The 20,348-nt window shown below is 54.7% G+C and carries 14 protein-coding genes and 2 pseudogenes; 3 read left to right on the plus strand and 13 right to left on the minus strand.

From position 1 onward, the window contains the following. A partial coding sequence (locus tag EFR00_RS31515) for a transposase domain-containing protein (protein ID WP_148102827.1) occupies positions 1–167 on the plus strand: 167 nt, incomplete at its 5' end. Here EFR00_RS31515 and EFR00_RS31520 read toward each other — a convergent pair. The 10 genes and pseudogenes from EFR00_RS31520 to EFR00_RS31570 all read right to left on the minus strand — a co-directional run. After that, positions 158–819, minus strand: a pseudogene (locus EFR00_RS31520) (IS256 family transposase); the annotation flags it as partial. The gene EFR00_RS31515 and the pseudogene EFR00_RS31520 overlap by 10 nt on opposite strands. Positions 820–1,008: 189 nt before the next feature. Continuing rightward, positions 1,009–2,238 (minus strand): alpha/beta fold hydrolase, encoded by a 1,230-nt coding sequence (locus EFR00_RS31530; RefSeq protein ID WP_077995106.1) that lies wholly within the window; start codon positions 2,236–2,238, stop codon positions 1,009–1,011. A 129-nt stretch (positions 2,239–2,367) separates the two neighbouring features. Beyond that, positions 2,368–3,057: a GntR family transcriptional regulator gene (locus EFR00_RS31535; protein WP_016737430.1), complete on the minus strand. Its 690-nt coding sequence runs from the start codon at positions 3,055–3,057 to the stop codon at positions 2,368–2,370. Positions 3,058–3,177: 120 nt separating this feature from the next. Beyond that, positions 3,178–3,972: an N-acyl homoserine lactonase family protein gene (locus tag EFR00_RS31540; RefSeq protein ID WP_077995107.1), complete on the minus strand. Its 795-nt coding sequence runs from the start codon at positions 3,970–3,972 to the stop codon at positions 3,178–3,180. Further along, positions 3,972–5,099 (minus strand): zinc-dependent alcohol dehydrogenase family protein, encoded by a 1,128-nt coding sequence (locus tag EFR00_RS31545; protein WP_004673287.1) that lies wholly within the window; start codon positions 5,097–5,099, stop codon positions 3,972–3,974. The genes EFR00_RS31540 and EFR00_RS31545 overlap by 1 nt, the downstream gene beginning before the upstream one ends. 12 nt (positions 5,100–5,111) lie before the next feature. Next, entirely contained in the window at positions 5,112–5,996 is an 885-nt protein-coding gene (locus EFR00_RS31550; RefSeq protein ID WP_077995108.1) for an MBL fold metallo-hydrolase, read from the minus strand. A 351-nt stretch (positions 5,997–6,347) separates the two neighbouring features. After that, the gene (locus EFR00_RS31555) at positions 6,348–8,906 is read right to left on the minus strand and encodes a sensor domain-containing protein (protein WP_004673285.1); all 2,559 of its coding nucleotides are present in this window, start codon (positions 8,904–8,906) and stop codon (positions 6,348–6,350) included. A gap of 432 nt (positions 8,907–9,338) precedes the next feature. Next, positions 9,339–10,538: an ABC transporter substrate-binding protein gene (locus tag EFR00_RS31560; RefSeq protein WP_008534366.1), complete on the minus strand. Its 1,200-nt coding sequence runs from the start codon at positions 10,536–10,538 to the stop codon at positions 9,339–9,341. Positions 10,539–10,722: 184 nt separating this feature from the next. Next, a complete protein-coding gene (locus EFR00_RS31565) occupies positions 10,723–13,236 on the minus strand; it encodes a methyl-accepting chemotaxis protein (protein ID WP_008534365.1) in 2,514 nt (837 codons plus the stop codon). Between the two features lie 211 nt (positions 13,237–13,447). Beyond that, positions 13,448–14,197, minus strand: coding sequence for an SDR family oxidoreductase (locus tag EFR00_RS31570; protein ID WP_011053351.1), 750 nt, complete (start codon positions 14,195–14,197; stop codon positions 13,448–13,450). A 1,194-nt stretch (positions 14,198–15,391) separates the two neighbouring features. On the opposite strand from EFR00_RS31570, the gene EFR00_RS31575 reads away from it, so the two are divergent. Beyond that, on the plus strand, positions 15,392–16,426 hold the full coding sequence (locus tag EFR00_RS31575) for an AraC family transcriptional regulator (protein ID WP_016737424.1): 1,035 nt from the start codon (positions 15,392–15,394) through the stop codon (positions 16,424–16,426). Between the two features lie 70 nt (positions 16,427–16,496). Here EFR00_RS31575 and EFR00_RS31580 read toward each other — a convergent pair whose 3' ends face one another. Next, on the minus strand, positions 16,497–16,682 hold the full coding sequence (locus EFR00_RS31580; RefSeq protein ID WP_004673279.1) for a hypothetical protein: 186 nt from the start codon (positions 16,680–16,682) through the stop codon (positions 16,497–16,499). A 521-nt stretch (positions 16,683–17,203) separates the two neighbouring features. Next, entirely contained in the window at positions 17,204–19,213 is a 2,010-nt protein-coding gene (locus tag EFR00_RS31590; protein ID WP_004673275.1) for a HAMP domain-containing methyl-accepting chemotaxis protein, read from the minus strand. A gap of 398 nt (positions 19,214–19,611) precedes the next feature. Between EFR00_RS31590 and EFR00_RS31595 the strand changes: the two are divergent. Continuing rightward, positions 19,612–20,061: pseudogene (locus tag EFR00_RS31595) on the plus strand (helix-turn-helix domain-containing protein); the annotation flags it as partial. Between the two features lie 46 nt (positions 20,062–20,107). Here EFR00_RS31595 and EFR00_RS34120 read toward each other — a convergent pair. Further along, the coding region (locus EFR00_RS34120) for a hypothetical protein (protein WP_125864897.1) at positions 20,108–20,348 on the minus strand (241 nt) is incomplete at its 5' end.

Below are 20,348 nucleotides of genomic sequence, written 5' to 3' on the forward strand. Positions count from 1 at the left end.
GCGATGGCGGTGGAAGGACCTGGGCGACTATCGCCACGCTCCTTCAGACGGCGAAGATGAACAACGTGGACCCGCAGGCTTGGCTCACCCAAACACTTGAGCGGATCGCCAACGGCTGGCCGAGCAGCGATCTCGATGCACTCATGCCGTGGAATTACGCGCGCTGAACGGTCTCAGCTTGCCGCTTACGACCTTCGTGCGCATCGGAGACAACAAGGTTCACACCACGTAATCCTCGACGTGTCAGCCTGCGCAAGAATTCCGTCCAGATCGGTTCGGCCTCCGAGGTGCCAACTTCCATACCCAGGACCTCGCGCCGACCGTCGTTATTGACGCCGACCGCGATAATGACGGCGACTGAGACATGCGGCCGCCACGCCGGACCTTGAGATAGGTCGCGTCCACCCAGACGTACGGCCACTCACCTTCAATCGGCCTGTCGAGGAACGCCTTCACTTTGACGTCGATCTCTTCACATAGACGGCTCACCTAGCTTTTGGAGATGCCGCTCATACCCATGGCCTTGACCAGGTCGTCGACAGAACGAGTCGAGATTCCCTGGATATACGCTTCCTGGATAACGGCCGTCAGAGCTTTCTCTGCCATGCGGCACGGTTCAAGGAAGCTCGAATCCCGATCGCGGTATCCGTTGCGTTGTGCGAGCCGCATGGGGTACTTCTCGCCGAAGTCTGCACCCGTAGCCGAGCCTACTTCCAGCTCCATCAGCCGCTCGGCGGCAAAGCCGATCATCTCGCGCAATAAATATGCATCGGCACTCTTCTCAACAAGGGAGCGCACGTTCATCATGTCATTGGTCATCGGTGGTCTTTCCGTCAGGTTGGTCTTGAACAACCCGACCCTAGCGGAAAACACTGATGGCCGCCCGCAAAGCCGATCACCCGCTACAGCGCAACGAGAAGCGCGCGGGCGCTCGGCTTTGCTACCTCCCGTCAGCTACACCAGGTGCTGGGACACGATCGGTAAATGGCCAACGCGTTTGCTTTGTGATCAGCCGTTATCTTCGACGAACCGAATAGCGTCTTGCAAGAAGCTCCGGAAATAGTCAGGATTTTCGCACATCGGAAAGTGCCCAAGCCCCTCCATAACGACATGACGGCTGCCAGGAATGAGGGCCGCTAGCGCTGCTCCGTCTGCAGGCGTCGCAGAGTAGTCATAGGTCCCGGAGAGAAGAACGGTCGGTGTTCGCTTGGCATCAATCTTCGGACCGACGACGGCACCGTCGAACTCGTCGCTGTAGAACGAAAGATCGCCGGGATAAACTCCAGGAGCACCCTGCGAGTAGATCCAACTGGCGCGGCGTCGCTCTTCTTGCGGGCTGAGCGGGCTCATGATTCCGCGGACATAGGCTGAGTTATGAAGCGACCCATGAACGTTGACGTTGTGTTGAAAGGGGTTGCGACGGCCCTTTGACTTCAACGGCGGCTCGACCGCAATTACACCCATTAGACGTTCCGGTCGCTCCGCCGCCAGCACCATGCACATCGCCGCGCCCATAGATCCTCCAACGACGATAGCTCTGTCTCCGACGAGCTGGTCGAGTATCGCCGTGCACCAGGTCAGGTAGAGATCCGTTGTGAGTTGATAGGGCGAGCCGTCCCAAGTTAAAGGAGGCATCGAACGTCCGTGAAAGGGCAGATCAACTGAGATCAATCGGTTCGTACGCGCAAACCCAGTGTCGGAGAGTTGCGGTAGAAACTGACGGCCGTCTGCGCCAGCCGTATGGAGGAAAAGGATAGGAGTTCCTGCACCGGCTTCCTCGTAAAAGATATCGTGTTCTACGCCGCCGACCTCTACCCGCTTATAGCGTCCGGTGACCTGTTCAATATTTCGATCGACCTTCGGCGCAACTAGGGGCGGAGACGCTACGACGATCTCGAACAGTCGCTCCAGAGCGGGACGCGCTTGAGCGATTGCTACGGGCGAACCAGATAACGTGAACTCAGGGTTAGCGAGTTGAAAGGCGGTGAACGAATGGTAGGTTGCCGGCGGCGGCACCTGCATAACCTTTTCCCAAGCTCCGTCTGGGGCACTCAGTATGACGTCAGCATTTTCGTCCGCGCCGTCCAGTGCGACTATCCCGCCTCCCACAGCAAGTGATGACTTTTCTGGTCCAACTTGCAACGAGATCCGTGTTGTAAGACCTGGGGTCAGTCGCGGTAGCTCCGGATCTTCGATCGCCAGGGTTACGCGTTTAATCAGCTCGGCATGGGCGCCCATACGTCCTCCCTAACAAAATGATGTTGTTGGGAAGCCGCACTTCCTGTGCCTCACCTCCCATAAGAGAGGTAAGCAGATTTTCAGACAATCTGTCAACCTTAGCCGTCGCCTGAACTTCGTTTTGTGGAACTACTCGGAGGTTTCGACGGGGTTCTTGCTCAAGTAGTCCAACGCCACCTTAGCCGCGATTTCGATATGGCGCTTGCAAAGCGCGGCTGCCCTGTCGCCATCACGCAACGCAATAGCGGCCGCAATCTCTCTTATCTCGAAAACGCTGTTCTGCAGCCGCCCTGGCTGGGTCATCGATGTCATCCGCAACAATGTGACCCGGTTGTGCAACGACGTCAGCATTTGCTTCACAAACACGTTCTTGCTGCCGGTCATCAAACAATCGTAAAAAGCGGTCTTGGCTTCGATGATCCGCGTTCCGGAACCGCTCTTGGCTGCGGCTTCGAACGCTTCCACGGTCTCGAGGAGAGCAACGATCTCTTCATTCGAACCGTTCTCGGCGAACTCCTGGCCGGCAAAGCTTTCAAGCAGCGCGCGTACACTATAAAGCTGCCTAGCCTCCTCGTAGCTGATAGTGCTGACAACCGGCCCCCGATGCGGATAGCTAGTAATAAGCCCTTCAGCTTCTAACTGGCGTAGCGCCTCGCGAACTGAAGTTCGGCCAACCCCGATGAGTTCGCACAACTCGCGCTCCACCAGCCGCTGCCCGGGCTTGAAACGGCCACTTGAAATAGCCTGCCGGAGCTTATCCTCAACAAGGATTCGAAGAGAGGCGTTTTGACGTGTAATCTGGAGGTCGATCGTTCCCATTCACAACAAACCTTCGATGAAATTTCTAGTGACGCACAGAATCAATATACTGCCGGAGCGTTTCGTAGGACAACCCGATTGTCTGCAAACAGCAAAAAATTTCAATCGGTTTATTGTGGGTCACAGGAGAACTCTAGCGAACTGGAGGTCTGGCGCAAGGGGAGAAAATTTCCGTAGCACCTCAGGGTCATGACCCGGAATGATGAGTCCGTTTGCTCCGGCAAGGACGCGGAGCTTGTTGTAACCCTCGATTACCTCTAGGTAATCTGCAAACAGGGGAAACGCGCCGTCATTTTCAAGATAGTGCTGGAAATGAAGCGCGTCGGAAGCGATAACCAGCAAAGCGCCGCCTGTTGCCACCGTAACAACTTGCAAACCTTTCGAGTGACCGCCAACCAGATGCACCCTGCATCCAGGAACAATTTCCCCATCCCCATCATGGAACCGTACCCGTGACTGAAAAACGAGCCGGACCGCGTCGACGACACCTTCTGTAGCAAAAGGCCGACGCATTCGCTCATGGCACATACACCGCCCCGTTCCATACGCCATCTCCCGATCCTGAATGTGAAAAGTGGCGTTAGGAAAGGCCGGGAGGTTTCCGGCGTGATCGTAGTGCAGGTGTGTCACAACGACATCAGTAATTTCGCTGGATTTGATGCCAAGGCTGCTCAGTGCTGCCACCGGATGGATCAAGAGGGTCCGCCCTCTGGCCGCGCCCTCTCCGGCTTCGAAACCAGTGTCGACAAGAATTAATCGGCCCTCGAGACGGATCAGCCACACGAAGTAGTCGATTTGTGATGGACGATCATGAATGTCATCCGTCTCTAGTATCAGGTCACTTACTGGTCTTTGCGCGGTGCCGTAATGGATGGCGAGCACTGTCCACTCGTTCAAGAGAATTCTCCCCGCCATCAGTCCATCAAGACTAGGTGTCGATTGATCTCGGCCCTGTCAAGACGGTCGAAAACCTCATTGATCTCATCAAGGGGGCCAGTGCTCGACAGCAATTTGTCCACTGGCAGCTTACCTTTGAGGTAAAGGTCGATATAGCGGGGTATGTCGCGCGATGGCACGCAGGAACCCATATAGCTGCCCTTGATCGTTCTCTCCTCTCCGACCAACGGCAAGGGCGAAACCTCGAAACGGGAATTTGCGCTGGCCAGTCCGGCCGTAGCGGTCATCCCTCCGCGCCGGGTAATCTCATATGCAAGCTCGAATGCCTTTTTGGATCCAGCCATCTCTATCGCGTAGTCTACCCCGCCGCTTGTCGCGCCTTTTACTTGGGCAACAATATTCGGCGAGGTGGCCAAAAAAGTCTTCGTCGCTCCCAGCTCCTTGGCAAGATCCAGCTTCGCTTGGATTAGGTCGATCGCCACGATATCGCTTGCACCGCTCGCAACAGCGCCAAGTATCGCCGAAAGGCCTACGCCGCCGAGCCCGATTACCGCCACACTACGGCCTGGGCGGACCCCACACGTGTTCATCACAGCTCCAACGCCGGTCATAACGGCACATCCGAAGAGAGCAGCTGTCGCCAAATCGATATCTTTGGTCACTTTGACTACCGAGCTCGCCGACACGACAGCATATTCGGAAAACGCAGAAACGCCGCTATGGTGGTTAATTTCGTATCCTCTCAAACGGATGTGCTTGCCGCCGGATAGAAGCGTTCCTGCAGCATTGGCCTGGTAGCCCGGTTCGCAGAGGCTGGCGCGGCCTTCAGCGCAATATGAGCAATGGCCACAAACCGGCAGAAATGACATGACTACATGGTCACCAACCTCAACCTTCTCGACACTCGGTCCGATTGCTGCGACGACGCCAGATGCCTCATGGCCTAGAGCGACTGGAAGCGGACGCGGTCTGTCCCCATTGATTGCGGACAGGTCAGAGTGGCAGACACCGGCAGCCTTGATCTTGACCAACACCTCCATGGGGCCAGGCGGCGTCAGTTCCACAAGCTCAATCTTAAGAGGTTTCGAATTTGAATAGGGCTTCGGCAGACCCGACTCCCTGAGGATTACCGAACGCATCTGCATCTTTGAAATTCCTTATCGATGTGCAAGCAACTGCATTGGAGAGGGGATATAGCGGAATCCGTCTCCGTTTCGCACCACATGCCCGGCACCTGGCCATGCGAAGTGATAGGACATTACCGCAATGCGATCTGTCGCCAGCATATCAAGCACGCGCGTGCGGGATCTAGCTGACAGCTTCGGGTCCGTGTCGTATCGGAATTCCATCATCGGCCTCTCCATCAACAGGATATGATGGTGCGTAAGGTCGCCGAGAACACAGAGGCGATCGTTTCCCGACTGCAGCATAAAACAATGATGACCGAGCGTGTGGCCGGGGGCCGAAATCGCGTGAACGCCCGGCAAGAACTCCTCGCCGTCTTTGAAAAAGAAGGTCCGATCCTTGTGGGGAAGCAGGTTTCGCCGAGCGTTATCGATTTGAAATTGAAATGAAGAATCGATCGACGACCCGTCCGTCCAGTCCGTGAAGTCTCGCTCACTGATGAAGATGTCGGCGTTCGGGAAATTTAACCTTCCATTGGCATCGCACAGACCGCCGATATGATCGATATGGGCGTGCGACAGAACCACCGCATCGATCTCCGTCGGATCTCGACCTGCCTCTCTCAGGCTGGCTAGGAGCCGACCTGTGGTGGGCCCGAAAGCTTTGGAAGACCCCATCCCGGTATCAAATAGAATTGTTCTTCCATTTATCTCAACAAGCGGCACATTTTGCTCGAGTACAACTTTGTTCGTTGGCAGGAAATTGTCCTCTAGCATCAGGCTGACCGTGCGTGGCTCTACCCCCAAGAAGTTCAGGCGAGGATCTCCTAGCTCTAACGGCCCGTCGGACAGTACCGTGATTTTTCCATCGCCAAATTCGAACGGATAAAAATACGGAAGCTTGGCCAGGTGATGCATACTAAGAGACACTGATTTTCCTCCCATCAGGTGCTTGGCTACATTTTTGGCAGATTGTATGATAATCTGTCAAATATTTTTGAAGAAAGCCATTCGAGAGCGACTGCCTTGCTTTAGGAGCCGGTGTACCGCGTTTTCCCCGGCCTACCGAATGCCGCGCAGTAGGAGCAGAGCATTCGAGAATGCGGCTCGCGGGGCCGCACAACGCATGGTCGTTGACCCAGCGTTGCCCCCTGTTCCGCGAAAAACCGCAGACATTCAGAGATTGACGAGGCTCAAGTTGAGTTGTCTCACAGCGCGCACCGCATCACCGTCCATCAGACAGGTGACTTTTTCCCATATTCGCGCTCATCATCGCGAAGCGGCGTAACGATCTGAAACGAAGCCGGTGGCGGACGCGCGCACCCAAAGAGCGATCAATTCCATCTTCGGCAGGGCCTTGCTGTAAAAGAAGCCTTGCGCCGAACCGCATCCGTTCGCTGCGAGAAATGCTGCCTGCTCGGCGGTCTCAACACCTTCCGCTACCACGTCCTGTCCAAGACATTGTGCAATGGACAGAATCGCTTTGACCAATTCTTCGTTCCTTTTGTCCGAGCTATTTATGAATGACCGATCGATCTTCAGCGTGTCGATCGGGAAGCGGGCTAGATAGTTGAGCGCCGAGTAACCGGTGCCAAAATCATCGATAGCAATCGAAAATCCCATTTGACGCAGCTTAAGAAGCGTCTGCAGGGTCTCGCCCTTCCGATCGAGAAGCAGACTCTCCGTGATTTCGATTTCGATCCATTCCGCGCGGCAACCGGTTTCACCGAGGATTGCAGCGATCTCGTTTACCAACCGTGAGCATTGGAATTGCTTACCCGAAAGGTTGACTGCAATCTTGTGCAGGTGGTGGCAATCGGCGTTCAGCTCCTTCGCCGTCTTGCACGCTTCACGCAGCACCCATCGCCCGAGTTCAACGATCAGCCCGGTATCCTCAGCGACCGGAATGAATCGAACCGGCGGAATCATGCCCATCTCGGGATGAGGCCATCTCAACAACGCTTCCGATCCTATCATAACGCCGCTGTCCAGAAGCACCTTGGGCTGGTAGTGCAGCTCCAATTCTTCGCGCTCGATAGCGCGGCGCAATTCAGATTCCAACTGCATGCGCTCCTCCACGCCCACAGTCAAATCCTTCGAATAAAAGCGAAAACTGTTTCTCCCCGAGCGTTTGGCAAGATACATCGCAGAGTCGGCGTATTTCACCAGATCGTTGACATCTGTGCTGTCGTCGGGCGAGATCGCGATGCCTACACTGCATGACACGTAGACTTCCTTGCCATCCAATAGGAAAGATTCCTTGAATCTCTCGAGGATCGAGCACGCAACCCAATCGAGATCGTCGGTTGTCTGGATTTCCGGCAACAGAATCGCGAACTCGTCGCCGCCGAGACGCGCAACCGTGTCGAGATCGCGGACAGATTTCTTAAGCCGGGTAGCGACCTGGCAGAGTAGTTGATCACCCACAGGGTGACCCATCGTATCGTTCACGACTTTGAAATGGTCGATGTCAATCAGCATTACCCCTGTCCGCCGACGTTGAGACGACGCGTCACTGACGACCTTTTGCAATCGCTCGTTAAACAGCAAGCGGTTCGGCAAAGAAGTCACCGGATCGTAAAAGGCCATTTGCCTGATTTTTTCCCGCGAGGCGTTCAGTTCCGTGACATCGCGAGAGACCCCGAGGACTCCTGTAACCTCTCCCCCGGCGCCGAGGACCGCAAGTTTACGTGTTTCGAGAAGAATGGACTGACCGTTCTCCGGGGAAACCACCCAATTCTCGTCGATAAGTATGCCACCGGCTTCGATCGTGGCCTCATCAGATTTTCCGGAAATGTGAGCTCTCTCAGCCCCGAACAATTCAAGGTCCGTTTTTCCAACGACCTCCGCCTCTGATTTCCCGGTCAGCCGCTCAAATGCATGATTGCACAAAAGGTGTACGCCATCGACATTCTTTACCCAAACCATGTCAGGAATGGTTTGCAGCACACTTAGCAATTGCGTCCGCACGGAGTTGATGGCGTCTTCCGCCTGCCTTCGTTCCGTGACATCACGCGAAAATGCCAGGAGCGTGGTGGCGGCGTCAGGATCGGCGCTTGGTCGTCTAGCCACCGACAACTCGAACCATCGGGTCTCGCCGTTTGGCAAGGATACGCTAATGCATCGACCGTAGGCAACTCCTTCACTGCTTGCAGTTCGAAGCGCCTCCATTGCAATAGCCGCTTGATCAGGCGCAAGAACTTGGTCGACCGTCCTACCCAGTAGCATTTCCCGCTGCTGGGCTAGTAGTTCGGGATTTCTGGTCCAGACCTGAAGATATCGCCCATCCTCGTCGACCTCAAACAGAACGTCTGGAATAGCGGTGACGATCCCTTGGGCTAGTTCGAGAGCGTTTTTGAGTTCCTGCTCCGCCAACTTGTGTTCGGTTATGTCGATGATAACGCCAATCAGACCCGCGGGCTCGTCGTCGTGACCTCTGAAAACTGCCTTGTTGCAGACAACATCCAGGATGGCGCCGTTTGCGAGAGCGATCTTACGCTCGGAGACTTGGGCTCCACCCCTTTCAAGAAGGCCTTTCTCTTCAATAGAATAAATTTCCGCCAGTTGCGTTGAACTGAGATCAAAATCTGTATTCCCGATGATCTCGTCGCGCGAGCGACCGAGGAGATCTTCGAAAACCTTGTTGCAACCGACATAGCGACCGTGCAGATCTTTGAAGAAAATTGGGAGGGGCAACACGCCGATCAATGCTTCAAGCAGCGCTCCTCGGTCGGCTGAGGTATCATGATGCAGCGCTTCGTCTCTCCGGCGATTGCGCCTTTTCTGAAAAAAGGAGCGTTGCCAAAGCGGTTGTAAAGTCGAATTCATCGTGAAGCTCCTTACCGAGGGCCAAGACAGGATGCATCATCCATCCGATCAGGAATTCCGGGAACGCCACCCAAATCATTCGAGCAACAAATTGATGCAGATATGTCAGTAAGGCCTCGAACCGCGCGTCGGCCTGAGCCGGATAGTGCGGTCGGAAATGAACTTTGCTTTCACATTCGAAGCAACAACCTTCGCGGCAGCACGTAGATTGATTGGCGCAATGAGTATGTTGTCCCGTTTGGCGAGAGGAGGGCCGGAGGAAGAATGCTACCGCGGAGCAAATATGTTCGTTGGAACCGGATCGCTTGGCTCATGTCTCCTGAGGCGACCCGGGCATTTCCCAATTTGAACTGTCATTCCTTAGCGCAGCCTACCTTGCACGAGAGCCGATCATGAAGGCACCGCATTCCACACAGACCCCGCATGCGATCTTCAATCGGCCGGCTTCCAGGAGAGCGGATCCGCTGGGTTATCGAAATATTTAGCAGCAGCGCTGGCAGACCACCAAGCTGTATTCTTCGGCTCGATCCAATCCTCAGAGTTAGGATCGCAATCAGCTGGCAAATCCGCCATTACATCCTCTATGGTACTGGGAATTGCTGGCCGCAGGATTGTCTGAATTTTGGGGCCCTGTCCCTCAAGAGTTCGCATCATTACGTCCCATACGAAACCCGCCTCAGAGCGCGGCGGCCAGAAATGAAAACTCTTGCTTACGAAGTCGGGGTTCCGTCGCCAGTAACAGGCTGCCGAAGCTTCGCCCCCTAGAACGATTGGGATCATGTCGCGCCCGGACTGGCGCACCGCGTTGATAACACCATTCTCAGCTCCCGACTGAACGATAATACCATCAATTCGACCGGGATTCGCTGCAAGGAATTTTTGCACCTCGGCCTGCGCGACCTTGTCTGTCCACTTCCCGTCGACATGACCTACGATCTTTATCTCGGGATAATACTCCAGAGCCTTCTTTGCGCCGACGTCAAAGCTGTCCGAGGAGGCAAAGCCGGAGATCCCCGAAACGAGAAGCACATTGCCACTTCCTTCGATTTCTTCAGCGAGCCACTTCGCCGCCTCAAACCCGCCTTGCATGTTGTTCTCAGTTGCGTTGACGGCGAACGGCGATGTTACGTAACCAGAGTACGAGAACACAGGCACTCCTTTTGAATACGCATACTCTATCGTAGGATTAAGCGCCGTGAGGTTCGAACAGCAGATAATAATTGCATCAACGCCGTCGTCTACCATCTGCCGCATCTGCCTGATCTGGACAGCGTCTTCAAGATTTGACTGGGTGACGATGAACTCGGAGACCAGCCCCGCTTTCTTGAAAGCTGGAACAATCTTGTTTGTGAACTCATCAAGAATACTCGCACGCCAAGAATTGTCAGCATATGTCGATGCGTACCCAATTTTCCACGGCGGTGCTCGCTGTGCCTTAAACGTGCGGAAGACAGATTCACCTGTAGGCAACTTTGGATCGAGCAACTCGTAGGTTTTTCGTTCCTCCCGCGGCAATTCCGTAAGGCCACCGGCGGCCGCTACAGAAGGGATCACCAAGCCGGTGATTAGAATAATGGCTCTTGTAATTTCACGTATGCGCACGGATTTGATACCTCTCGTGTCTCTGAGCATTGCAAAGCAGTTGATCTCTTGAAGGTTGATCGGCTCTAGGTGGGTTTTTTACAGTCAGACGGGCGGCGAAAGGGAGACCAAGAGCCTAAGGCCGGATTTCGCTTCCGTAAGCGGATTTCCCTTCAGTAGAACGCCGCTATCACAGTGGCCATCCGACGCGTGGCAGTCTCGTTCGATGCGCAGCTTACGCCACTAACCTAACCCGACGCGTCGACTTATCTTCGGTCAATTTGAATGAAGCGAGCCGCTCGCTGAGTTCGTTAGTCTGATCCGAGAGAGTCTTTGCCGCGGCATTTGTCTGCTCGGCCATGGCAGCGTTTTGTTGTGTTCCCTGGTCAAGTACATTGACGTTATTGTTGATCTCGGCGAGGGACGCCGCTTGCTCGCGGCTCGAATTGACGATTTGATCAATCCGATCGGAAATCTTCAAGATCGACGCCGTTATGTTGTGTAACGCCTCACCTGCTTTCCCCACGTAATCTGAGCCGATCGCCACCTCCGAAGAGGATTCCGAAATCAGGTGGCGAATCTCGCGGGCTGCAGCTGATGATTTCTGGGCAAGTTCGCGCACTTCCTGGGCTACGACTGCAAAACCCTTTCCGGCATCTCCAGCACGAGCCGCCTCGACACCAGCATTTAGTGCCAAAAGATTTGTCTGGAACGCAATCGTATCGATCAAACCAATGATTTGGCCGATCTTGTGGGACGCGTCTTCTATTCTGCCCATTGCGTTGATCGCATCGGTCACAATGGTTGCCGCACCCTCGGCGTGTTCTTTAACAACGGACACGAAAGCCTGGGTTTCATAGGCATTCTCGGATGATTTTCTGACCGTGACCGTCACCTGTTCGACGGCGGCCGCAGCCTCCTCCAGTGAGGCGGCTTGCAATTCAGTTCGCCGCGACAGATCATCTGAGGCTTTGAAAAGCTCGCTGGTTCCCCATTGAATTTGATTGGTATTCTCGTCGATATGAGACACTGTCTCTCTCAGGATCGAAAGCGAGTGATTGAAATCGCGCCTCAGCGGCTCAAGATTGGGATGGAATTGGCGGTCAATTTCTTGAGAGATGTCGCCACGCGCCAATCGAGATAACGCCTCTCCTAGAATGGTGACGGCAGTTGCGACCTCCTCCTCCATCTGAGCGCGTTCGCGTTCACGATCCATCCGCTCCTGTTCAACGGTTTTCCTATCGGCTTCCGTTCGTGTCTCGATGTCCATCTTCGAGACAGCATTTTCACGGAAAACCTCGAGTGCGCGAGCCATTTCACCTATTTCGTCTCTCCGGTCACGTCCGACAATCTGCGATCGAAGATCGCCCTTTGCCAGCTCTTGCATGCGCTTCGCGATCCGTTCGATCGGGGCGCGAAGTGTCGCCATCAGGCCGGCGCCAGCCGCCAAGGCTACCAAGACGCCGGACACTGTGGCGATAGTTGACAGCAAGCGGGCAAGATTGCTTTCATTGCGAGCATCGTTTTCCTGAGTTGCTGCAAAGGTTACGAGGTTTTTCCAGATCTCCTGGCCGGTTTTGTCCGCCTCAGAATATTGCGCTTGGCGGGCTTCCGCTATCTTGACCAGCTTCTCTGTGTTCTCTTGGATAGAATCCACCTGGGCGAATAGATCTTCCTGCATTTTATCGAAGCCAGATATCGAGCTGGCAACGCCTCCAACTGCCACGGTGTCACGCGCCAATTTTGTAAGTTGCTCAACGAGGCGCTGCTGATTCTCTGCGTTGGCTGTACGGAACAGGTTATTGATTTCGATTTCGATCGAATCGGCGTCCTGGCCGATCGTTGTCGCCGTCGCAACAAGCATTTCGGAATCCGTCAACGCTTTATCCAACGCCCGGATCGCATTTGTTCCTTCAATCATGTGCTGGATCGCATCCACTCGCAGGTTCGTCGCAAAGCTCTGTAGGTCAGAGCCGGCAAGCCGTGTGGAAGGGTCGACAAATTCGGGGTTGGCGATTAGCTTGGCGATAGTCCTCTCAATTTTAGTAACGGCCTGCTCGTCAGCAGTCGAGACTACCCGCTTAACTGTTTTTAGCGACTTTTTGATCACAAGCCCTTGCTGGGCGACAGTCGGAGGCTGCTTCGCTCCGTCCGGCAAGCTCACCAAGTCTTCCGCCATGTGTTGCATAACTGATGCCGTATCGAGTGAGCGGGTAGCCTCCCGGAGCATGGTTTTCCCGGAGTTCTCCTGATTGCGTACTTGTGAGCGCACATCAACCGCAGCCAATTTAAGGGCGCCTCCGACCTCCTTGATCTTCGACAAGTTGGAAACAATGTCGCTGCGAACGGATTCCTCGTCATTATGCAAAGACCACATGCGGCCGATGCTGCCCGAGATAACGGACATTGCCGATACACTGTTTTCGAGCGCACCAGTTTCGCTCCCGCTACCTGCCGCCGCTTCCTGGAGCGACTGCATGGTTGCGCTCTGCCCGTTTAAACTTGTCAGCGCCTCATCTCGGTACTCCGTTGAGCTTTGCGCCAAAAAGCGGTTCATGCTTTCCGCGACACTTCGAAACCCGCTCAAGGTCTGAAGAACCTCATTTGAAAGCCGAAGACGAGACTGAAGCAAGCCAGTTGCTTTTAAGCCGACCCCACCAACTGCCGCCAATATCAGGATCAAGGGTACAAGTACCAACAACACCTTTGCTCTTATGGTAAAGGTGGACAACAGGCGATCGACGAACATACTTACCTCCAAAGGGCTCAAACGGTGCTGGGGCCTCGCTTTTGGAATAGTAATGTTTGAGCCTGAACGAACATGGATAAGAGTTTCACTAAAACAATCGAAACTTTTTTACGTGTTGTTAGGATTTGACCTCTTACCCATTGCGTCTTTCGAGAAACTTAACGGAAGGTTAATACCTGCAGATTTGCCGGATCAGAACGTGGGAGTGGATCTATCTGCACCGAGGATCGATCTCCAGCACGTTCCCTGTCAGCTTTCCGGACAGTTCCGAATTCGCCAGGAATTGCACGGCGTGGATCACTGTTCGAAGCACGTCATTTTCGCTTGAAGACGTAGAGTTCACATCGCTGGCGTGTACAGCATTTATCCTCAGCCCGGAACCGAAATATTGCCTAGCAATTGCGGAGGTAGTAGTGCGCAACGCCGCTTGAAGGACGGCTTCTGCTTCCAGCGAGGTCGTCTCTTCGAACCATGCGACGTCCACTACGGCAAGCTCCGCGCCCTGAAGTCGAGAGCTAAAGGCACCTGTAACTCTGATTAGATTGGATACGGCATCAAGCCCCAGATTCGCGCTGGATAGCGATCCCGTTACAGTTTGGGTTGTTTCATTTCTGCGGAAAACTATGTTCACCAGAACGTCGACCCGTCTCCAGCGCAAATACACCTGGTCAGCCATTGAGTTGACGTAAACGTCTCTGTTCGGGTTGACTTTGACCGGTAAAAAATTGTTTCCTTGGCCTTCAGCCAGGGAGGCGAAGTCGGCGGGATTGGCGTCGCCTACGGCGACCCGATAGCCTTTTTCTATAAATGAGCGCGCCAAACAAAGACCAACAGGATTTGACGCGCCTATCAAGACACAGACTTTTTCCCCAGGAGAAATGTTGGCGTCACTGTCACGTTCAACCAGTACCTCGGTCGATGGAGTATGACACGCCTTGTGAGTCAGAGACGCTTGTATCACGCGCCGGTCGCCGCTTCCGGCAGATTAAGAAGGTCGACAATTTGTGCATTTTTGGCCAAGTTTAGCACTTATAACTCCCGGTCCGTCGCTGCGTCTCCCGCGAACAAGCAATGCGCGGGCGATATAGTAAAATTTTTGTCCGACAATCTGTCAATTCCTTTTTGCGATTTTCGGCGGACACATGTCGAGACCGGCGTCATTTTGAGGCCTCATGCCCGCAATGCCGTAAGCATCGGTATTCCGACACCCGGTTGAGTTTGATGTGGTCTTTCCTGTTAGTCTTCTCTCGCCGCCACGTTCCGATTTGATCGCGCTTTTCGCGTTCGCGCGGCACAGACAACAGCACGCCTATGGCAGCACAAGCTGTTTGACCATCATCAGGTTTCGTCCTTAAGCTCTTCTTTTGCCCAATCAGACGCCCGGAGTCCGTACCCGCTAAGAAGAGCGCAAAGTCAACCCAATGCGACGAGGCGCGGCTTACGCATTGATATTTGCCGCGACCGCCTCGCTTAGTAGGCCAAAAGAACTCGTCGACGTCTTTGCGTCTCCGAGTGTTGAGCCTGGAGCGTGCCTCTCTTATACGTCATAACCGAAGTATGCTGATGCGCAGGTTAAGAGGACCAGCGTGTGGCGAAATCGTGGGGCCATCCTACAGCACAATCATTTTTCTCCGTGTCGACTCAACGGCCTCCAAGGTCGGTTGGCGTAGGTTCTCTCCCACTCATAGCACTCCCACCCTTCCCGTGACGGGCTGCGATCGAAAGCAGCCCGTCACCCCTCGCCTTGGGAGGCATCTTTAGATTGATTTGCCGTGCGGGAACTCCACTAGAACCGTGGCAGATTTCCCTGATGCTGCCTTGCCTTTGATCAGGAATAGCATTAACGTATATCAGACAATCTGTCAATCTGTTCGAGGCTTGTGGAAGCCAGTCATCGCATCATTAGAGGCTTCCCAACTGCAGCGCTGAAAAACTAGGAGGCCATCTCGAGCGGGAGAACGTGGATGTCGGTGCTGGTGATGATCCGCCATGACGAAAGCCTAGGGAATGAGAGATTCAACCGGCCTCCACAAAGGTCCGAATCGGTCATGTACGCGATCAAAATCGCTCGCACGCCATCCGGTCTCGAGCTTTGAAGGTTTGGAAAACTAGTCCCGGCATGTGCGAGTTGGTGTTCATAGATAGGTTATATTGGATGACCGAAAGTTTGTTCAGCAAGCCCGATGAAGGGACCTTAGTGAAAGACAACTTTATCGAGGGCTCCGATCCCGAACGTCTTTTGCCTTTGATATCATCGCCCCTGGCGTCATCTGACCTTGCTCAACACGACAGTAGATCGCTTAACTCTCGCTGCAGTCGAATTTCCCTTGATGGTTTTGGCGTTGCGGATGCCCATCATGAAGAGGCGTTCTCGGTCATGATAGATTCCCCAGTTGACGTCGTAACGGTCTTCCTGCCGGCGTCCGGGAATGCAGTCTTTCATTGGTCTGGGCAACAGGTAGAGTCGCCGCATGTTGCAAATGCTCCGCTAAATGCCCGACAAGATGGCATAAGATCTCAACTGTCATTGACGATCGATACGCAATCCTTGCGTGACAAGCTTTCTCGCATGCTCGATCGGACGATCAGCGGAAATCTGCAAATTCAGCCGACCCTTGATCTTGCATCGAGCGCGGGAACGCTCATGCGAGAACTAGCCCTGTCTGCCCATCGCGGCCTCAGTGCCGGGGGGGCTCTGCGACAATGCCCGTCGGCCTATAGCTCGCTCCTCGACGCGATAGAGTACCTTTTGATCGAAAGCTGTATGCATCGCTATACCGATGAACTTCGTCGTCCGGCTCCGTCTCCCACGCCTCGCCACGTGAAACGGGCAATGGAGTTTATGGAAGAGCATATGGCTCAACCCATTTCCCTTAACGATATCGCCGCTGCGGCCAAGGTCAGCGTGCGGACTTTGCAGCACGGCTTCCGACAATTTCGTAATACCAGCCCCACAATGCACCTCCGAGACTTGCGTATGTGCGCAGCTCGACAGGAACTGCTGCAAAACGGCGCTAAAATCAGCGTTTCGGAAATAGCGCTTAAGTGGGGCTTCACACACCTCGGCCGTTTTGCTGCAGAGTACAAGAGACGTTACGGCGAACTGCCATCTAAAACAGTGCATATGAGCGATGTTCTGCCGCATAGGCGATCTATGTGTGCTTCGCAGGCCTCTCCGCCCGAAAGCTGACCCGGAAATAGCCCTTCGCGATGGCGCTGTGGTTCGCAGCGCTCCACCGGGCTATACCATCGCTGCGCCCTTAATTTTTCGGTCTGTCGCCACAGACGGTCAGCAGCCGAGCGTACAGTGCTTCAAGGTGATTGGTGATTTGGATCATTTGCAGCCGCTCTTGCTCCAGGCGCTGCGACTGTGCATCTTCGTGGCTTTCTAAGTGGGTATCTGTCTTAGCCTGTTGCCCGAAATTGATTGCGATAACTTTGGACATCTTCGAACTCTCGTTGAATTTCGTTAATACTCCGCGTCTTGAAGGAAGACAGTCGCGGAAGGTGAAAAAGCAAAAGTCTGCTAGGCAGCTGCGATGCGTCCTGATTGGTGCCAAACCTTTGCTCAAAACTAAGGAAGCATTCCATCCCTTGTTCAAGCGGAGTGATTCCGTAGCTGAAGGTTGGGTCGAAGTCGCGCCTAAGTCCGAACCGGTTGGATCCGATCGCCGTTGATCGATAGAATGCCAGAGACCTGATCGACGACCGGGCCGATGATACCATCTGCTACCTCAACGACGACAATGGCGCTGTGGCTAGACCGATGGGATTGGTTATCTCGGCAGCAAGCTCTATCACCGGAATGACAGAACCGGCAGATCCCTGAACCGAGAACATGCGTTAGGGGCAGCGGCGTCGCCTCTGCTAACCCCCGGATTTCCGGGATCAACGTCGTCTTCATGCAGAACTGCTGGCTGCCAGATGGAAACCGATAATATCCTGCGATGAATTATGACATGATTCATTAAAACTCTTCCCATTCCTTAGTCGCGACAGCGGCTGTAGTACGTCCGCCGAAGGCGCCGGCAAGCTTCTGGGAGAGGGCACGCGCTGGCGAGGCGGCCGGCTTACCGTTCTGGTGGGCAACACGCCGTACAAAAGTCGAACCGTCGAGCCTGAAGCGCGCAATAAGCCGCGCCAGATTGGAAGCCTCATCCGCCAACCGGTTGGTGGCCGCCGTCGATTCTTCCACCATCGCCGCATTCTGCTGGGTTGTCTGATCCATCTGGTTGACCGCAGTGCTGACTTCCGCCAGCCCGGTCGATTGCTCTCGTGCCGCCGTCGAGATCGTATGAACGTGCTCGTTCACCTTGATCACGTGGCCTCGGATTAGACCAAGGGCATCGCCTGTGGCCGTTACCAGCCTGACCCCAGTTTTGACCTCGTCGCCGGACCGGTTGATCAGCGCCTTGATATCCTTGGCGGCAGTGGCGGAGCGCTGTGCCAGTTCACGCACCTCCTGAGCCACAACGGCGAAACCCTTTCCAGCGTCACCCGCACGCGCCGCCTCGACGCCGGCGTTGAGGGCCAAAAGATTGGTCTGGAAGGCGATCTCGTCAATGACGTTAATGATCTGGCCGATTTCATCCGAGGCCTGCTCGATGCGGCCCATGGCGGCGACCGCGTCTTTGACAACCGCGCTCGACTGCTCGGTGCTTCTGCGTGCCTCATCGACCATATGGCTGGCTTCCGTGGCTCTTTCTGTCGAGCTTTTTACCGCCACCGTGATTTCCTCAAGCGCCGAAGAGGTCTCCTCCAGGGCCGCGGCTTGCTGTTCCGTGCGCTTTGAAAGGTCGCCTGAGGCGATGCGCATCTCGCCGGCTCCGCCGTTGATCGTGTCGACGGCGGAGCGAACCTCGCCTAATACGGATCGAAGGGCTGCCATGGTGGCGTTGACATTACTCTTCAGTTCACCAAAGGCTCCCTGAAACTCGCCGCACATGTTTTCCGTCAGATCCCCATCGGCAAGCGCTGAGATAACTCGGCGAGTTTCGGCGATGCCCCGGTCAACAGAGGTGACCAGTTCGTTGACGCTTCCTGCAAAACGGTCGAGAGCCGCATCGCCGTATTTCTTGGTGATGCGATGGGTGAAGTCACCGGCTACGGCGGCTGACACCACCTCGGCAATGCTCGACTGCAAGTCGGCGCTCTTGGCCTGCAACGCGGCCTCCTGCGCGTTCAGATCGCGGGCCTTGATGCTGTTTTGCTTGAATACCTCAACGGCTCTCGACATCTTGCCGATTTCGTCGGCGCGCATTGCGAAAGGAACCTCAGTGTCGAGATTACCATCTGCCAGTACGCCCATCGTGGTAGTCAACCGCGAGATCGGATCGGTAATCTTCCGGATGCAGTAAAGCAGGGCTATAATGCCCGTCGTAGTTGCCAGCGCCATGGCAAGAATGGTGACCAAAACCGTCGATGAAACGGCGCCCATCGTGTTTCCGACGGCCGCGACTCCACCACGCTTGTTAACTGCGACATCCTGGTCAAGGAGCGCTCCGCTATCATTATACAGTTTCGTCGTGGCGTCACTCGTTAGAAGAGCGAATGCTTCATCCTTCTTGCCTGCCTGCATTAGTTTAACAATCCGCTCGCCATCCTCCTGATATTGCGTCCACAAAGCGGAGAACGCGTCATAGGCCTGACGCTCCTCGCCGGATGTCACCATCGGCTCATATTCACCACGGGCATTCGCGAGATCCTCCATCTTCTGGCGGAAGGTGGTGATATTATGCGCAAGGCTCGTCGAATCTGATGAGTTTGTCACCAGCCTGAACTGCAGGATGCGGTAGTCCCCGGTGATCGTATTGATCCGATTTATCACATCGATCGATGGCAGCCAGTTGCTGGCAACTTCGGATATATTGCTCCTAATGGACAGCAGCTTGACGATACTCACGATGCCCTGGCCCGCCGCGAGAAGAGAGAGCAGAACAAATATCAAAGATAAAGCGAGTCTAATGGACTTGGGCATAAAGGCAAACCTTTTAGGTGAGGTGGACGATCGACTTGTCTACTCAAATCTTCCAATTGCCGTTTCATTCATTCGAACGGCAGATCAATCTTGTGGGTCTGTGACATAGCTGAGAATACCTATTGGTTGCGTTGGTTAATGAAGCCTTTCCTGCCCGTCTCGAATGCAAAAAGACGACGTTTTAAGGATAGTCAGGCGTCCAATGGATCGTCCGCGCTTGCAAGGAGGATGCAGCCGGCAAAATTTCATTTGGCGCCGTTCGAAGAGCATCATCGTTTTCAGCAACCGAGTTTCGCCCCGCCACGAGCGACCTAGAGCAAGTCCTGCGATCGATGAATCGATTGTGATGTGACGGCGTCCATCGAAGCTGATTCAACTCCACAGAGAAGAGGTGGATGATGGGACAAGCCCTGAGCGATGATCTTCGAATACGGGTTTTGAAAGCGTCTGCGGCGGGCATGTCGGCTCGACAGGCTGCGGCTCGTTTCGGAGTTGGGATTTCGACGGCGATCCGCTGGATTGCAAGAGCGAAAGAGGGTGAGCTGACTGCTCGGCCACAGGGCTGGAGACGACCTTCGGCAGTGGATGCACACGAGGAATTCGTTGTCGCGTTGATCAACGAGCGTAGGGATGTGACGCTCGATGAGATGGTTGAGCGCTTGTCCGTCGAGCGGCAGGTGAAGATCAGCCGCAGCGCACTTGGCGCCTGGCTTCGAGGCCGTGGGTGGACCTTAAAAAAGACCGCACACGCACTGGAGCAGGACCGACCGGACGTCCTGAAGCGCCGGCGCGCCTGGTTCGATGGTCAATTGGACCTCGATCCGGAGAAACTGATCTTCATCGACGAAAGGTAAGCGTCCGGCGAACGCATTTTCGGGTGTCGAGAGATGGAATCTATAGGCCGCGTTTCATCTCATCGGCCATGATGCGGTCGATTATTTCAGGATCGCACTGTGTGTCGATGAGGAACTCGCGGATACCGCCGTCCCACGTCCTGATGTCGGCGAGTAGGCTTTGTTCTTCGATGCCATTCTCGGTCAGACCCTTCGTGCCGTCTTCACTGCCATCGCCGACGTAAACCAGTTCGCCTTCGGAGATGTTGTCCGAGTTTGCGGTCACTTCTTCGATCAGTTCG

Source organism: Rhizobium sophoriradicis (assembly GCF_003939025.1).
Classification (GTDB): Bacteria; Pseudomonadota; Alphaproteobacteria; order Rhizobiales; family Rhizobiaceae; genus Rhizobium; species Rhizobium sophoriradicis.

Coding starts and splice junctions, on each gene's coding strand:
- EFR00_RS31535 (WP_016737430.1), bottom strand. CDS start 3,057: ATGGGAACGATCGACCTCCAGATTACACGTCAAAACGCCTCTCTTCGA.
- EFR00_RS31550 (WP_077995108.1), bottom strand. CDS start 5,996: ATGCATCACCTGGCCAAGCTTCCGTATTTTTATCCGTTCGAATTTGGC.
- EFR00_RS31540 (WP_077995107.1), bottom strand. CDS start 3,972: ATGGCGGGGAGAATTCTCTTGAACGAGTGGACAGTGCTCGCCATCCAT.
- EFR00_RS31530 (WP_077995106.1), bottom strand. CDS start 2,238: ATGGGCGCCCATGCCGAGCTGATTAAACGCGTAACCCTGGCGATCGAA.
- EFR00_RS31565 (WP_008534365.1), bottom strand. CDS start 13,236: ATGTTCGTCGATCGCCTGTTGTCCACCTTTACCATAAGAGCAAAGGTG.
- EFR00_RS31560 (WP_008534366.1), bottom strand. CDS start 10,538: ATGCTCAGAGACACGAGAGGTATCAAATCCGTGCGCATACGTGAAATT.
- EFR00_RS31580 (WP_004673279.1), bottom strand. CDS start 16,682: ATGTCCAAAGTTATCGCAATCAATTTCGGGCAACAGGCTAAGACAGAT.
- EFR00_RS31545 (WP_004673287.1), bottom strand. CDS start 5,099: ATGCAGATGCGTTCGGTAATCCTCAGGGAGTCGGGTCTGCCGAAGCCC.
- EFR00_RS31590 (WP_004673275.1), bottom strand. CDS start 19,213: ATGCCCAAGTCCATTAGACTCGCTTTATCTTTGATATTTGTTCTGCTC.
- EFR00_RS31555 (WP_004673285.1), bottom strand. CDS start 8,906: ATGAATTCGACTTTACAACCGCTTTGGCAACGCTCCTTTTTTCAGAAA.
- EFR00_RS31575 (WP_016737424.1), top strand. CDS start 15,392: ATGACCGAAAGTTTGTTCAGCAAGCCCGATGAAGGGACCTTAGTGAAA.